The 15,446-nt window shown below is 52.9% G+C and carries 13 protein-coding genes; 8 read left to right on the top strand and 5 right to left on the bottom strand.

The features are described from left to right. Nucleotides 1–30: 30 nt before the first annotated feature. Nucleotides 31–528: a type VI secretion system contractile sheath small subunit gene (gene tssB / locus IM303_RS21130; RefSeq protein ID WP_041908834.1), complete on the bottom strand. Its 498-nt coding sequence runs from the start codon at nucleotides 526–528 to the stop codon at nucleotides 31–33. 792 nt (nucleotides 529–1,320) lie between these two features. On the opposite strand from tssB, the gene lpxP reads away from it, so the two are divergent. Next, nucleotides 1,321–2,241 carry a kdo(2)-lipid IV(A) palmitoleoyltransferase gene (gene lpxP, locus IM303_RS21125; protein ID WP_193360234.1) on the top strand — a complete coding sequence of 307 codons (921 nt, stop codon included), beginning with the start codon at nucleotides 1,321–1,323 and terminating at the stop codon, nucleotides 2,239–2,241. Between the two features lie 358 nt (nucleotides 2,242–2,599). Continuing rightward, nucleotides 2,600–2,671, top strand: a complete 72-nt coding sequence (gene ypdK / locus IM303_RS22410) for a membrane protein YpdK (protein WP_099458937.1) — start codon at nucleotides 2,600–2,602, stop codon at nucleotides 2,669–2,671. A gap of 50 nt (nucleotides 2,672–2,721) precedes the next feature. On the opposite strand, the gene alaC is transcribed toward ypdK, so the two are convergent. Further along, nucleotides 2,722–3,960 carry an alanine transaminase gene (alaC, locus tag IM303_RS21115; protein WP_028013978.1) on the bottom strand — a complete coding sequence of 413 codons (1,239 nt, stop codon included), beginning with the start codon at nucleotides 3,958–3,960 and terminating at the stop codon, nucleotides 2,722–2,724. A gap of 386 nt (nucleotides 3,961–4,346) precedes the next feature. Between alaC and IM303_RS21110 the strand changes: the two genes are divergently transcribed. Then, nucleotides 4,347–6,053, top strand: coding sequence for a sensor histidine kinase (locus IM303_RS21110; RefSeq protein WP_192986443.1), 1,707 nt, complete (start codon nucleotides 4,347–4,349; stop codon nucleotides 6,051–6,053). Between the two features lies 1 nt (nucleotide 6,054). Beyond that, entirely contained in the window at nucleotides 6,055–6,786 is a 732-nt protein-coding gene (locus tag IM303_RS21105; protein WP_028013980.1) for a LytTR family DNA-binding domain-containing protein, read from the top strand. A 38-nt stretch (nucleotides 6,787–6,824) separates the two neighbouring features. Here the strand turns inward: IM303_RS21105 and glk are convergent, their stop codons facing one another. Continuing rightward, the gene (glk, locus tag IM303_RS21100) at nucleotides 6,825–7,790 is read right to left on the bottom strand and encodes a glucokinase (protein WP_028013981.1); all 966 of its coding nucleotides are present in this window, start codon (nucleotides 7,788–7,790) and stop codon (nucleotides 6,825–6,827) included. A 205-nt stretch (nucleotides 7,791–7,995) separates the two neighbouring features. Between glk and IM303_RS21095 the strand changes: the two genes are divergently transcribed. Then, nucleotides 7,996–9,231: an ion channel protein gene (locus IM303_RS21095; RefSeq protein ID WP_192986441.1), complete on the top strand. Its 1,236-nt coding sequence runs from the start codon at nucleotides 7,996–7,998 to the stop codon at nucleotides 9,229–9,231. On the opposite strand, the gene ipdC is transcribed toward IM303_RS21095, so the two are convergent. After that, the gene (gene ipdC, locus IM303_RS21090) at nucleotides 9,232–10,890 is read right to left on the bottom strand and encodes an indolepyruvate decarboxylase (protein ID WP_192986439.1); all 1,659 of its coding nucleotides are present in this window, start codon (nucleotides 10,888–10,890) and stop codon (nucleotides 9,232–9,234) included. A gap of 185 nt (nucleotides 10,891–11,075) precedes the next feature. Between ipdC and mgrA the strand changes: the two genes are divergently transcribed. Together mgrA and IM303_RS21080 are read left to right on the top strand one after the other, a co-directional pair. Next, nucleotides 11,076–12,074 carry an L-glyceraldehyde 3-phosphate reductase gene (gene mgrA / locus IM303_RS21085; protein ID WP_192986437.1) on the top strand — a complete coding sequence of 333 codons (999 nt, stop codon included), beginning with the start codon at nucleotides 11,076–11,078 and terminating at the stop codon, nucleotides 12,072–12,074. Between the two features lie 127 nt (nucleotides 12,075–12,201). After that, complete coding sequence (locus tag IM303_RS21080; RefSeq protein WP_041908820.1) at nucleotides 12,202–12,540, top strand: DUF2502 domain-containing protein; 339 nt, start codon at nucleotides 12,202–12,204, stop codon at nucleotides 12,538–12,540. Nucleotides 12,541–12,571: 31 nt separating this feature from the next. Here the strand turns inward: IM303_RS21080 and IM303_RS21075 are convergent, their stop codons facing one another. After that, nucleotides 12,572–13,810 carry an Nramp family divalent metal transporter gene (locus IM303_RS21075; RefSeq protein ID WP_192971233.1) on the bottom strand — a complete coding sequence of 413 codons (1,239 nt, stop codon included), beginning with the start codon at nucleotides 13,808–13,810 and terminating at the stop codon, nucleotides 12,572–12,574. A 346-nt stretch (nucleotides 13,811–14,156) separates the two neighbouring features. Here IM303_RS21075 and IM303_RS21070 point away from each other — a divergent pair, with 346 nt between their 5' ends. Then, nucleotides 14,157–15,344: a NupC/NupG family nucleoside CNT transporter gene (locus tag IM303_RS21070; protein WP_008501591.1), complete on the top strand. Its 1,188-nt coding sequence runs from the start codon at nucleotides 14,157–14,159 to the stop codon at nucleotides 15,342–15,344. The last annotated feature ends 102 nt before the right edge of the window (nucleotides 15,345–15,446 follow it).

Raw genomic sequence — 15,446 nt, 5'->3', positions numbered from 1 at the left:
CTTGATTAATCCGTTAAAACAGCCTGATGGTTAGGATTTTTTTGACGCCAGTGCGGATAATTCATTTCGCAACTCAGCGCTAAGCGACTGGTCAAGAACGATTTTTTCCAGCTCTTTTCGGAAAGTCTGGTTGTCCAAAAGGTTGGCTTTCAAATCACGGAGCAAGTTGCGCATCGCCAGCATCGCCTTCAGTTGCGGTATCTGAGCTGCCACCTGCTCTGGCGTGAAATCTTTCATGCTCTGGAAAGTCAGCTGAATGTTGTCCTCACCGCCATCATCAGCCAGCGTATTTTTAACGGTCAGATTAACTTTTGGGGAATATTCGGAAAGAACGCTATCAAAATTGTTCTTCGTGATATTAACCTTTTCGCGCTCAAATATTGGCGCCGTGTCCTGCCCATTACTAAAATCACCCGCAACAAGCAATTTCAATGGTAATTCCATTTTCTTGCTTGCTCCGCCAGTATGCAGGTCAAGCTTTAGGTTAATACGTGCCTTAGGCACTTCATTTTGAAAACTGTCAGCCATCTCATCATCCCTCTTTGGTTTTGCTATGCCAACTTCACGGTATCGCGTTGATGCGCAATCATAGAATAATGATCGACACAAAATCAAATACGCAGATCATTAACCCGCAATGAGAAATTTCTTAAGAATTTTCTGCTAAACTATTATTGTGTAATGCCCTGCCAAGGCAGAAAAAGGAACTACTCTTTTCGCGCAAACCAAATATTTATATCGTTAAAAGGATCGCAACCAGTGAGATACTAATAAAAACAACTTATTTTGATTTGCATCACGACACTTTGTCAAAAAAGCATGAATTAACTGAAAGAAGCTATTGAGGGACGCAAAAAAGAAGATACGAAAGAAATATGAAAAGTGAATATTTTATTGATGGCATGAATAATAAATAAGATTTTTCCTTATGAAAATTCTTATTTATTATATGTAGTAAAAAATTCATTTCCGGATACTTAACGAGTCGTCAATCATTAATACCGTGCTTGTTCGTGAATTGACTTTATCCTTGCGCAGAGGCTTCTGCTCGCCGCGCAAGAAGGAGGGGGGCTCTCAATGCGGCTGTTTATAAAATCTGTAAAATCAAACACCTCCTGGATCGTCGCTTTTTTAATCAAAAACGAGTAATAGCACATATCGTATAACGGTGTTACATTATACCGCCCACCCAACGTCAGCTATGGCCAGGTAACGCCGTAAAGATCGGTAAAGCCTGCAACCATGACCTTGTACTACGGTCTAATAGGCACGTGGTATCGCACTAAGCGTTACTTTCACCGGCTCTACATAGGTTTCTCTATTTTGTCTCAATCCAAATTTCAACGCGCGTTTTTACACCCGCGTTACTGGTTTACATGGTTTGGTCTTGGCGTTCTCTGGCTGCTGGTACAACTCCCCTACCCTGTGCTGCGTATGCTGGGGTCGAAACTGGGCAGCGCATCCCGCTATTTCCTGAAGCGTCGCGAATCTATCGCGCGTAAAAACATCGAGCTTTGCTTTCCTCAGTACAATGCTGAAGAGCGCGAAAAACTGATCTCTGAAAACTTTAAATCCATCGGCATGGCGCTGCTTGAAACCGGCATGGCCTGGTTCTGGCCGGATGAACGCGTCCGCAAATGGTTTGATGTAGAAGGACTGGACAACCTTAAACGCGCTCAGCTGCAAAAACGCGGCGTGATGGTTGTTGGCGTGCACTTTATGTCCCTGGAGCTTGGCGGGCGCGTGATGGGCCTTTGTCAGCCAATGATGGCAACCTACAGACCGCACAACAGTGCACTAATGGAGTGGGTTCAGACGCGAGGCCGCATGCGCTCCAATAAAGCGATGATCAGCCGTAGCAACCTGCGCGGTATGGTTGGCGCCCTGAAGAAAGGTGAGGCCGTCTGGTTCGCTCCTGACCAGGATTACGGACGCAAAGGCAGCAGCTTTGCCCCCTTCTTTGCCGTGAAGGATGTAGCGACGACCAACGGGACTTTCGTCATTTCGCGTTTGTCAGGTGCCTCCATGCTGACCGTGACGATGGTGAGAAAAGCGGATAAGTCAGGCTACCGTCTGCACATCTCTCCGGAAATGGCTAACTATCCGGAAAACGAGTGTGAAGCGGCTGCGTTTATCAATAAGGTCATCGAAACTGAAATCATGCGCGCACCGGAGCAATATCTCTGGATGCATCGCCGTTTCAAAACGCGTCCTCTTGGCGAAGCCTCCCTCTATATTTAAGCCCTGCATGAAGGTTAGTTTCGCTAAGAAACTAGCCTTTTCAATCACCTGTCATCTCACTGCAAAACCGTCTTTGATGGCGTCGCCCAAAGTGAATTTATTGCGCTGTGAAATCAAACTGTCGCCGTTCCACGACACTCGTAAGTGGCGGAAATTATTTAAAAAAATCCCTCTTGTCACTCCTCATTTTTAAGCGTACATTAGCGCCGTCTGGCACCAGGAAAGCACAGAATTCTGAGCGGGAGTCATCGGCGTAACGGGAAAATTCTCATTTCTGTTTAGCCGGGATTTCAGTTCTCTATAATCAGTTGGACTCTGTTTTTAAATGCGTACCACAAGATACGCGGAGCGATGAAACGTGAAATATTTCTTTATGGGCATTTCGGTGATCGTTTTAGTCTGGGCCGGAACCTTTGCCCTGATGATCTAGTGAGAACATGCAGTCAAAAAAACAGGAGCCATTTGGCTCCTGTTTTTTTGTCATGAGGACACGGGGTTTTCAGCAACGCTCTTTGCTGAGAGCAGGCCATCGGCCCGGAACATACTCTTGATGCCCCTCACCGCCTGACGAATACGGTCGCTGTTTTCGATTAAAGCAAAGCGCACGTGGGTGTCGCCATAATCACCAAAGCCGATACCCGGGGACACACACACCTTCGCGTCCTGCAGCAGCTTTTTAGCAAACTCCAGCGAACCCATCGCTGCGTACGGTTCCGGAATTTTCGCCCAGACGTACATGGACGCTTTCGGCATCTCCACCATCCAGCCAGCCTCATGTAACCCTTTTACGAGTACGTCGCGGCGACGTTTATACTGAGCAGCAATGTCGTGAACGCACTGCTGATCGCCCTCCAGAGCGGCAATAGCGGCAACCTGCAGCGGCGTGAAGGTACCGTAATCGTGGTAACTCTTGATGCGCGCCAGTGCACTTACCAGCGTTTTGTTACCCACCATAAAGCCAATACGCCAGCCCGCCATGTTGTAGCTTTTCGACAGGGTAAAGAACTCCACCGCCACGTCACGCGCGCCCGGAACCTGCATTATCGACGGGGCTTTCCAGCCGTCATAGACGATATCGGCGTAGGCTAAATCATGAACCACCAGCACGTCATAACGCTTGGCCAGAGCGACAACTTTCTCGAAGAAATCAAGCTCCACGCACTGGGCCGTTGGGTTCGACGGGAAACCGAGGATCATCATCTTGGGTTTCGGGTAGCTTTCGCGAATGGCACGTTCCAGTTCGTTAAAGAAATCTACACCTTCCACCAGCGGAACAGAGCGAACCTGCGCCCCGGCAATCACCGCGCCGTAGATATGGATTGGGTAACTTGGATTGGGTACCAGCACCGTATCACCGTGATCCAGCGTGGCCAGCATCAGATGTGCCAGCCCTTCTTTCGAGCCGATGGTGACAATCGCCTCACTTTCAGGATCGATATCAACCTGATAACGATCCTGATACCAGCGCGAGATCGCGCGACGTAACCTGGGAATACCGCGCGAGGTTGAGTAGCCGTGCGTATCCGGGCGCTGGGCAACCGTGCAGAGCTTTTCAACGATATGCGGTGGCGTTGGGCCGTCAGGGTTACCCATGCTGAAATCGATAATATCTTCGCCGCGCCGACGCGCAGCCATCTTCAGTTCAGCAGTGATATTGAAAACATAAGGGGGGAGACGATCGATACGCGTAAAACGGCGTTCAGGACTGAATTCAGCCATAGATTCCTCAGATTAACGTTAGCGCCCGGACCGTCCGAGCGACGCTGCCACCGATGTGGCGTGCTTAGAAAATAACCTGAAAAAAAACACCCTGTCGAGAGGGAAATGAAAAAAAAGCGCCCGCGTGAAAACCGGAACACTGCAATGCCTGAAAATGGAAACAGGGTTCTGATATTGGCTTTCCGTTAGCCGTTATTTAACACAATGATATCAAAACAGTTACCTGGTGATTTGGCGTTGAGAAAAAATCGGGTAGCATCAATCCTCACCTGACAATCCCCTTTGTAAAATATGGTTTTTCCTCATTTGATAAACCCGACGGATAGCTGGTCAATACGCCCCAGGTTTTTTATCATGGTTCTTTCCCGTTTGCCCAGGTCTGCTCCGTGCACGAGATATTCACTATGCTGCTGGCGGTTTTTGACCGTGCGGCATTAATGCTGATTTGCCTGTTCTTCCTGATTCGCATTCGCCTGTTTCGCGAGCTTTTGCATAAATCCGCACACTCGCCGAAAGAGCTGCTGGCGGTTACCGCCATCTTTTCCCTGTTCGCACTGTTCAGCACCTGGTCCGGGGTGCCGGTAGAGGGTTCGCTGGTTAACGTGCGCATTATCGCCGTCATGTCCGGCGGAATTTTGTTTGGCCCGTGGGTGGGTGTCATCACCGGCGTGATTGCCGGGACCCATCGCTACCTGATTGATATCGGTGGCGTAACGGCAGTGCCATGCTTTATCACCAGCATTATCGCCGGGGTGCTTTCCGGCTGGATCGGCCGCAAGATCCCCAAAAAACAGCGCTGGCGCGCCGGGATTGCTGCGGGCATGGTGTGCGAAACGCTGACCATGATCCTTGTCGTCGTCTGGGCCCCCACCACCGCGCTGGGGCTGGATATCGTCTCGAAAATCGGTATTCCCATGATCCTGGGCAGCGTCTGCATCGGTTTTATCGTGTTGCTGGTGCAGAGCGTTGAAGGGGAAAAAGAGGCCAGCGCCGCCCGTCAGGCCAAGCTGGCGCTGGATATTGCCAACAAAACGCTGCCGCTCTTTCGCCACGTTAACGCGGAGTCGCTGCGCCAGGTCTGCGAGATTATCCGCCACGACATTCACGCTGACGCCGTCGCCATCACCAATATCGACCACGTGCTGGCCTACGTAGGCGTCGGGGAGCACAACTATCGCGACAGTGATGACACCATTAGTCCGACCACCAGACAGGCGATTAACTACGGAAAAATCATCATTAAAAACAATGATGAAGCTCACCGAACGCCGGAAATTCACTCGATGCTGGTGATCCCGCTATGGGAAAAAGGCGTTGTGACGGGCACGCTGAAAATTTATTACTGCCACGCGCATCAGATCACCTCCACGCTGCAGGAGATGGCCATTGGCCTGTCGCAGATTATCTCTACTCAGCTTGAGGTCTCCCGGGCAGAACAGCTGCGTGAGATGGCAAATAAGGCAGAGCTGCGCGCGCTGCAGAGCAAAATTAATCCCCATTTCCTGTTTAACGCGCTCAACGCTATCTCCTCTTCCATTCGTTTGAATCCGGACACCGCGCGCCAGCTGATTTTTAACCTGTCGCGCTATCTGCGCTACAACATCGAACTGAAAGATGACGAGCAGATCGACATTAAAAAAGAGCTTTATCAGATCAAAGACTATATCGCGATTGAACAGGCGCGCTTTGGCGACAAGCTCACGGTGATTTACGATATTGATGAAGAGGTCAACTGCGTGATCCCGAGCCTGCTGATCCAGCCGCTGGTTGAAAACGCGATTGTTCACGGTATTCAGCCCTGTAAAGGCAAAGGTGTGGTCACCATCAGCATCACCGAAAGCGGCAACCGGGTGCGAATTGCGGTACGCGATACCGGCCACGGGATTGACCCAAAAGTCATTGAGCGCGTGGAGTCTAACGAGATGCCCGGGAATAAAATCGGGCTGCTGAACGTGCACCACAGAGTCAAGCTTCTCTACGGCGACGGGCTGCATATTCATCGTCTTGAACCAGGCACTGAAATCGCTTTTTACGTCCCGAATGAGCGCTCCCCTGTTCATGCGTCGACATCTTTATTACCTCAGGGTGAGTAATATGAAAGTCATCATCGTTGAAGATGAATTCCTGGCTCAACAGGAGCTAACCTGGCTTATCAAAACCCACAGCCAGATGGAGATTGTGGGTACGTTTGATGATGGTCTGGACGTGCTGAAGTTTCTGCAGCATAACCGGGTTGACGCGATTTTTCTGGATATCAATATTCCCTCGCTGGACGGCGTGCTGCTGGCGCAAAATATCAATCAGTTTGCCCATAAGCCGTTTATTGTGTTCGTTACCGCATGGAAAGAGCATGCCGTGGAAGCCTTCGAGCTGGAGGCATTTGACTATATTCTGAAGCCTTACCAGGAGTCGCGAATTGTCAGCATGCTGCAAAAGCTGGAGGCCGCATGGCAGCAACAGAGCGCTCCGGCTACCGCCAGCCCGACGATACGGGAAAACGACACCATTAATCTGGTCAAAGATGAGCGCATCATCGTGACCCCGGTCAACGATATCTACTACGCCGAAGCGCACGAAAAGATGACGTTTGTCTATACGCGGCGGGAATCGTATGTCATGGCGATGAACATTACCGAATTCTGCAGCAAGCTTCCGGCAGCCCACTTTTTCCGCTGCCACCGTTCGTTTTGCGTCAATTTAAATAAGATCCGCGAGATCGAACCGTGGTTTAACAACACCTATATTTTGCGCCTTAAGGATTTGGATTTTCAGGTGCCGGTGAGCCGCAGCAAAGTGAAAGAATTCCGCCAGCTGATGCACCTGTAACGAAAGAGCCCTCTCCCGCGGGAGAGGGTAATGATACATCAGAGAATTTGACCGAGAACCTGACGCAGATGGGCACCCGAACCCAGCAGGCCTGGGTTATCATGCACGATGAGATAAACGGGAATGTCCTGTACGTAGCTTCTGAAACGCCCTTTATCTTCAAACCCGCCGCGGAAACCGGAGGCTTTAAAGAAGTCGAGGAAGCGCGGCACGATCCCGCCCGCAATATAGACCCCGCCAAAGGTGCCCAGCGTTAGCGCCAGGTTGCCGCCGAACCGTCCCATAATAACGCAGAACAGCGAAAGAGCGCGACGGCAGTCGATGCAGCTGTCCGCCAGCGCGCGTTCAGTGACGTCTTTCGGCTGCAGGTTTTCCGGCAGACGACCGTCCGATTTCACAATCGCACGATACAGGTTCACCAGCCCCGGCCCTGACAGGACGCGCTCGGCGGAAACGTGGCCGATCTCCGCGCGTAACTCTTCGAGGATAATGCCCTCTTCTTCGCTGTTTGGCGCAAAGTCCACATGGCCGCCTTCACCCGGCAGGCTCACCCAGCGCTGAGCAACATGCACCAGGTGCGACACGCCCAGGCCGGTACCGGCGCCGTAAACCGCAATCGGCTTGCCTTCGACCGGTTCAGCGCCGCCAAACTGAATCAGGTGCTCCGGCTTCAGCATCGGGATCGCCATGGACACCGCGGTGAAGTCATTGATGATTTCCAGATGCGCAAAACCGAGATTCTTTTTCATCTCTGCGATGGAGAATGCCCAGGTATGGTTGGTCATTGCGACCCAGTCGCCGGTTATCGGGCAGGCAATGGCGATGCAGCCGTCTTCGACGCTCACCTGATGCTCTTCCAGATAGACGCGAACAACGGCCTCAAGGCTTGGGTAATCCAGCCCTGAGTAGGTCTTCGCCCGAGAAATTTCACCGCTACTTACATCGCATAATGCGAGACGCGCGTTCGTGCCGCCCACATCGCCTACCAAAGCATACTTTGTCATTCTTCTACTGCTCCGCTAAAGTCAGAATAAATCTTTCGGACACTGTAAATTCAAGGCGTGATAACAACAACGACCGGAAGGTGAATGCCCGTGGATTATCGATCTTCGTCACAGAATAACTTTACCGTTTCAGCACCTTTTGCACTATTGCCATAAGGCTTAATATGCAAAGTAACGTCATTGCATTTTGTACAAGGAAATCATCATGCTCCACCCGCGAGCCAGAACCATGCTGTTGCTGGCAATTCCGGCGCTGATCATTGGCGTGGCCTCAAGCCTGGTCCTTATCGTCGTGATGAAAATCGCGTCGGTGCTGCAAACTCTCTTATGGACAGCGCTTCCGGCAAAACTGGGGGTCACCGCGGATTCTTCGGCGTGGATCATCCTGATGCTGACGTTAACCGGTATTGCGGTGGGTCTGGCGATCCGTTTCAGTCCCGGCCACGCCGGACCGGACCCGGCGCTGGAACCCCTGATTGGCGCTCCGGTTCCCCCCTCTGCACTGCCGGGGCTGATCGTCGCGTTGATCGTGGGCCTGGCGGGCGGCGTCAGCCTGGGTCCCGAGCATCCGATTATGGCGGTGAATATTGGCCTGGCGGTGTTCCTCGGCGCACGCATTCTGCCTCGCGTCGGCGCGCTGGACTGGACCATCCTCGCCTCCGCAGGCACCATCGGGGCGCTTTTTGGCACGCCTGTCGCTGCTGCCCTGATCTTTTCTCAGACGTTGGCAAGTGATAACGACGTCCCGCTCTGGGATAAGCTGTTCGCTCCACTGATGGCCGCGGCTGCCGGCGCGCTGACGACAAGCCTGTTTTTCCATCCCCATTTTTCCCTCTCTCTGCCGCACTACGGAGAGATGCAGATTGCAGATATATTCAGCGGCGCCATCGTCGTCGCGATAGCCATCGCGCTGGGCATGGTGGCGGTATGGTGTCTTCCGCGCCTGCACCGGCTGGTGCATAAACTCAAACATCCGGTATTGATTCTGGGAACAGGGGGGCTAATCCTCGGTGTTTTAGGCGCAATTGGCGGAACGGTGACCCTGTTCAAAGGTCTGGACGAAATGCAGCAGCTGGCCTTCAGCCAGGTGTTTAGCGTGTCCGATTACCTGTTGTTTGCCGTCATCAAGCTGGCGGCGCTTGTCGTTGCTGCAGCGTGCGGTTTCCGCGGCGGGCGTATCTTCCCGGCGGTGTTTGTCGGCGTGGCGCTGGGGCTGATGCTGCACGAGCATGTCGACGCGGTTCCGGCGGCGATTACCGTATCCTGCTCTATTCTGGGGCTGGTACTGGTGGTGACGCGCGATGCATGGCTGAGCCTGTTTATGGCGGCGGTGGTGGTGCCGGATTCGACGCTGTTCCCGCTGCTCTGCATCGTGATGTTGCCCGCCTGGCTCCTGCTGGCGGGCAAACCGATGATGATGGCCTGGCGAAACGACAAATAATCAGGCGCTATTGCGCGCTTCCAGCGCTTTGGTAATCGCCCCCAGCAGCGGCGGGATATCGGCTTTTGGCAGCATCACCTCAATTAGCGAGAGCCGCTCGTGATGCGCCACTTTTTCCAGCACGTCCGCCAGCTGCTCCGCTTCACTGACTTGCCAGCACTGGGCCTGAGGATCGAGGCTCAGGGCCTGCGGGATTTGCGTCCAGTTCCATAGCGCAATGTCATTGTAACGCTGTTCCGGCCCGTGAATTGCCCTTTCAACCGTGTATCCTTCGTTGTTGAGCACCAGAATGATGGGATGTTGTTTATCACGCAACATTGACCCGAGCTCCTGGATGGTCAGCTGTGCCGCGCCATCCCCCGTCAGCACAATCACCCGCCGGTTCGGGCATGCCGTTTGCGCACCGAACGCCGCGGCCAGGGTGTAGCCGATCGAGCCCCACAGCGGCTGGACGATAAAATTCACGTCGGCAGGCAAACGCAGGTCAATCGCGCCGAAGGCCGAGGTGCCCTGATCGGCCAGGATGATGTCTCCCGGGCGAATAAACGTTTGCAGCGTTTGCCAGAAATTCTCCTGAGTAAGCGAGCCGTCCGGCTGAGGGAAATTCATCGCGCTGTGCGATGCCGGGACAGGCTTATCGTGAATATGCTGTTTGCACAGCTCCAGCAGCGCTTCAATGGCCTGGGCCATCGGGATGCCGGTAAACCAGATATCGCCGACGCGGGCGGCATGAGGCTGGACTTCTATCGTCTGTGCAGGCGTTAACTGATGGGTAAACCCGGCCGTCAGAGTATCGGTAAAACGCGTGCCGATGCACAGCACCGTATCCGCTCCCTCTATCGCCTCTTTTACCGGACCGGCACTGGCTGAACCGCTGTATGTACCGTAAAAACCAGCGTTACGTTCGTCGAATATGCCTTTGCCCATCAGCATCGTGGCATGCGCCATCGGCACATCCTTCACCCACTTCTGCAGCGCGTGCTTCAGCCCATGGCGCAGGACAAGAAAATCCGCTAACAGCGCGGTACGTTTACTCGCTGCCAGTTGACGCTCCGCAGCATCCCGGAACGCTTTCAGGCAGGCGCTATCGGCATGGGCATTCCTGAGCGTGAGAGCGTTTACAGGCGGCGTAGCGGCTTTTTTTGCCACATCGGCAGGTAACATCAAATAGCCGGGGCGACGTTCCCGGAGCATCGTCGTCAGTACCCGGTCGATTTCATAACAGGCGTTTTGTTCGGTCAGGATCGCCTGTGCAACGGTGATCGGCTCGCTCATTTGGTAAAAATGACGGAACTCACCATCGCCCAGCGTATGGTGCAGCAGTTCCCCCCTTTGTTGAGACGCCATACCCGGCGCGCCAACAATATGCAGCACCGGAACGTGCTCGGCATAGCTGCCCGCAATGCCGTTCATGGCACTTAATTCGCCGACGCCAAACGTCGTCAGCAGCGCGGCGAAGCCCTTACAGCGGGCATATCCGTCAGCGGCATAAGAGGCGTTTAACTCGTTGGCACAGCCCACCCAGCAGATATCCGGGCTGTCTATTACGTGGTCGAGAAACTGCAGGTTATAGTCGCCCGGCACGCCAAACAGATGATCGGCTCCACAATCTGTAAGACGGTCCAGCAGGTAATCGGCGACGCAGTACGGGGTACGCATAAACAGGTATCCTTCTGATGTTGACCTCACTTTGAGTATTAAATAAGCGTGATGGCTGTCCAGAATTGGTGATAAGAAGGATATGGAAAGAATGCTTTACAAAAAATGCTGGGCTATGCTGCTTTTTTTCACGTTAATGTAAACGTATACACTGATTTTTCTCTTCAGCACGAGAGGTCATACGAATGGGTTATCAGCCGGACAAAAATCGTTATCAGACAATGGAGTATCGCCGCTGTGGGCGAAGCGGAATCAGGTTGCCCGCGGTCTCGCTGGGGCTGTGGCATAACTTTGGTGACGCCACGCTTATCGAAAATAGCCGTCAACTTTTACAGCGCGCGTTCGATCTGGGTATTACGCATTTCGACCTTGCCAATAACTATGGTCCCCCGCCGGGGTCCGCCGAGCGTAATTTCGGCCGTATTTTACAGGAGGATTTCCTGCCCTGGCGCGACGAACTGATCGTCTCCACGAAAGCGGGATATACCATGTGGGACGGCCCTTATGGCGACTGGGGATCGCGCAAATATCTGCTGGCAAGCCTCGATCAAAGCCTGAAGCGTATGGGGCTGGAATATGTCGATATCTTCTATCATCACCGTCCTGACCCGGAAACACCGCTGCAGGAAACCATGAAAGCGCTTGACCAATTGGTGCGCCAGGGCAAAGCCCTGTATGTCGGGTTATCCAACTATCCTGCCGAGCTGGCGCGAAAAGCGATTGATATCCTGAATGACCTGGGCACGCCCTGCCTGATCCACCAGCCGAAATACTCGATGTTCGAACGTGCGCCGGAAGAGGGTTTGCTGGATGTTCTGCAGGAAAAAGGGGTCGGCTGTATTCCCTTCTCGCCGCTGGCAGGGGGACAGTTGACCAACCGGTATCTTAATGGTATTCCCGCCGATTCCCGTGCGGCAAGCGGCAGTCAATTCCTTAACCCTGAACAGATCACCGAAGAGAAGCTTGAGAAGGTGCGCCAGCTAAACGCCCTGGCAGAAAGCCGCGGCCAGAAACTCTCGCAGATGGCGCTTGCCTGGGTGTTACGCCATGAGGAGGTCACGTCGGTGCTAATCGGGGCCAGCAAAACGGCTCAGATTGATGATGCCGTGGGTATGCTGGAAAACCGCCAGTTTACCGCAGAAGAACTTTCTCTAATTGACCAGATCCTGAGCAGTTCAAAATAAAACCACTTTTAGCAAAAAGTGCTCTTCCTCGGGAATTCGGAGTTGAGGCGATGAAACGAGCCTTTACCAACTCGTAATATTGCGTTAACAGGCCCCACGAAGGCCCCGATCGTGAAGGAGAAAGAGTATGTTCAGGTCACTGATTCTTGCAGCGGTATTACTGGCTTCAGCCCCGCTGGTCGCCACTGCTGGCGAAATCACCCTGTTGCCATCAGTAAAATTACAAATTGGCGATCGTGACGACTACGGCAGATACTGGGACGGTGGCTACTGGCGCGACCGTGATTACTGGCATCGTCACTATGAGTGGCGCGGCGATCGCTGGTGGAAACATGACAACGGCAGACACCGCGGCTGGTATAAAGACAACGCCTATGAGCGCGGTTACCGTGAAGGCTGGCGGGATCGTGACGACCGTCGCGGCTGGGGTCGCGGCAAAGGTCATGGTCACGGCCATCATCACTAATCCAAAAGGAGCCCCTGCGGCTCCTTTTTTGTTAAAGACCCAGCGCGGTTCCCACCAACAACCACAAGTTCAGCGCCACGACGACCACCACGATGGCCCACCCGGCCCGTTTCACCAGCGTCGTATTAACCAGTTCGCCCATCAGAGTTTTATTGCTGGTGAAAATCAGCAGCGGCACCAGCGCCAGCGCAATACCAAAGCTCAGCAGCACCTGGCTCATCACCAGAATTCGCGTTGGATCGAGCCCCATCAGAATCACGATAAACGACGGAAGCATGGTGATAAAACGACGCACCCACAATGGAATATGGAAGCGAACAAATCCCTGCATCACCACCTGCCCTGCCAGCGTCCCCACCACCGTGGAGGAGAGACCGGCTGCAACCAGGCTCAGACCAAATATCGTGGCAGCAGCATGACTCAGTAACGGCTCCAGCGTGAGGTAAGCCTGGTCGAGATCGGCGACACCAGTATGACCGTTAAAGTGGAAAGCGGCGGCTGCGGTGGCCATCATCGCCAGATTCACAAAACCCGCGATGGTCATGGCGATTGCCACATCCCATTTGGTTGCCGAGTAGCGTTCTTTACGCGTCCCGCCGTGCAGATGCTGGGTTAACGAGGAGTGCAAATAAATGACATGCGGCATAATGGTCGCCCCAAGTACCCCGGCGGCCAGGAAAACCGCTTCCGAGGTTGGCAGGCTTGGGATCACCATGCCTTTTGCGAGCTGCGCCAGATTCGGCTGTGAGAAAATCAGCTCGACGATGTACGCCGCAGCAACAAACAGCAGCAGGCCACCAATGACCTTCTCCAGCGGTTTTTGCCCCCGACGCTGTAACATCAGGATCAGGAATGTGGCAATCCCGGTCAGCACCGCTCCCTGTAACAGCGACACGCCCAGAATCAGCTTAAAGCCGATCGCTGCCCCGATAAATTCAGCGAGATCGGTTGCCATGGCGATAATTTCCGCCTGAACCCAGTAGAGCCACACCGCCGGACGAGGATAATGGTCGCGAATTTGCTCCGCCAGGTTTTTACCCGTGGCAATCCCCAGTTTTGCAGAGAGCATCTGAATCAGCATCGCCATCAGGTTTGCCCAGACGACCACCCACAGCAGCTTATAGCCGAAACTGGCCCCGGCCTGAATATTGGTCGCAAAATTACCCGGATCGATATAGCCGATGGCAGCAATAAAAGCAGGTCCCATTAATGCGAACCGCAACTTGCGCGCGGCTCTACCACTGCTACCCTCTACGCGACTGTTTGTCATTATCTGCCTCTGGAAATATAGCCTTTGCTATGTTTAATGCTATCAAAGTGAGAATGATTATCAAGATCATTTAGAGAGTTTAAAATGATTTCTCTGATAGCTAAGAACAATAGATGGGCAGGTGGTGCGACATCACAGAATGTGAAAATGCGCGGTCATTTGTGAAGCGTAGCACACAAACTTAACTTTTCACTCATTTACCTAACATAACAAAAATGTATTGTGGATCACTAATTTTGAGACTCGTCACAGGATGTAACTATAGTGTGTCCCTGATCTCGTTTTCTTTTCGGTTGTTACATAGAATGTGCACGAAAATTAAACCTGCCTCATATTTGGAGCAAATATGGACCGCGTCCTTCATTTTGTCCTGGCACTTGTTGTCGTTACTGCACTCGCATTGCTGGTCAGCACAGACCGCAAAAAAATTCGTATTCGTTATGTTGTCCAGCTGCTGGTCATTGAAGTTTTACTTGCGTGGTTCTTCCTGAACTCCAACGTAGGCCTCGGCTTCGTGAAAGGCTTCTCCGAAATGTTCGAAAAACTGCTCGGATTTGCCAACGAAGGGACAAACTTTGTCTTCGGTAAAATGAACGACGAAGGTCTGGCATTCTTCTTCCTGAAGGTACTGTGCCCAATCGTCTTCATCTCCGCGCTGATCGGTATTCTGCAGCACATCCGCGTTCTGCCGTTCGTTATTCGTGGCATTGGTTTCCTGTTATCCAAAGTAAACGGCATGGGCAAGCTGGAATCTTTCAACGCCGTAAGTTCCCTGATCCTCGGTCAGTCTGAGAACTTCATCGCGTATAAAGATATCCTCGGCAAAATGTCCCGTAACCGCATGTACACCATGGCGGCAACCGCGATGTCTACCGTTTCCATGTCTATCGTGGGCGCGTACATGACCATGCTGGAGCCAAAATATGTGGTTGCAGCGCTGGTTCTGAATATGTTCAGCACCTTTATCGTTCTGTCGCTTATCAACCCGTATCGCGTTGACGCCAGCGAAGAGAACATCCAGATGTCTAACCTGCACGAAGGTCAGAGCTTCTTCGAAATGCTGGGTGAGTACATCCTGGCCGGTTTCAAAGTGGCGATTATCGTAGCCGCGATGCTGATCGGCTTTATCGCCCTGATCTCCGCACTGAACGCCCTGTTCGCCGCAGTGCTGGGCATCTCCTTCCAGGGCATCCTGGGCTACATCTTCTACCCTGTCGCATGGGTGATGGGTGTTCCGGCTCATGAAGCGCTGCAGGTGGGCAGTATCATGGCGACCAAACTGGTTTCTAACGAATTCGTTGCGATGATGGATCTGCAGAAAATCGCCAGCACGCTCTCTCCACGTGCGGAAGGCATTCTGTCCGTATTCCTGGTCTCCTTCGCGAACTTCTCGTCCATCGGTATTATCGCCGGTGCGATTAAAGGCCTGAACGAAGAACAGGGTAACGTGGTTTCTCGCTTTGGCCTGAAACTGGTTTACGGCTCCACCCTGGTGAGCGTCCTGTCAGCTTCTATTGCTGCGCTGGTTCTGTAACGTTTACCGTAAAAAAAACCGGGAGACTTGCTCTAATGCCAGTCAGTTAAGACTCTGACTGGCCCTTTTTCGGGGCTGTGGGGTATCTCCAGGGCCTTTCCT

Source organism: Enterobacter cloacae complex sp. P38RS (assembly GCF_014930775.1).
Classification (GTDB): Bacteria; Pseudomonadota; Gammaproteobacteria; order Enterobacterales; family Enterobacteriaceae; genus Enterobacter; species Enterobacter bugandensis.
Note: the sequence above shows the minus strand (reverse complement) of the source record. Positions and strands in the feature narration are given on the sequence as shown.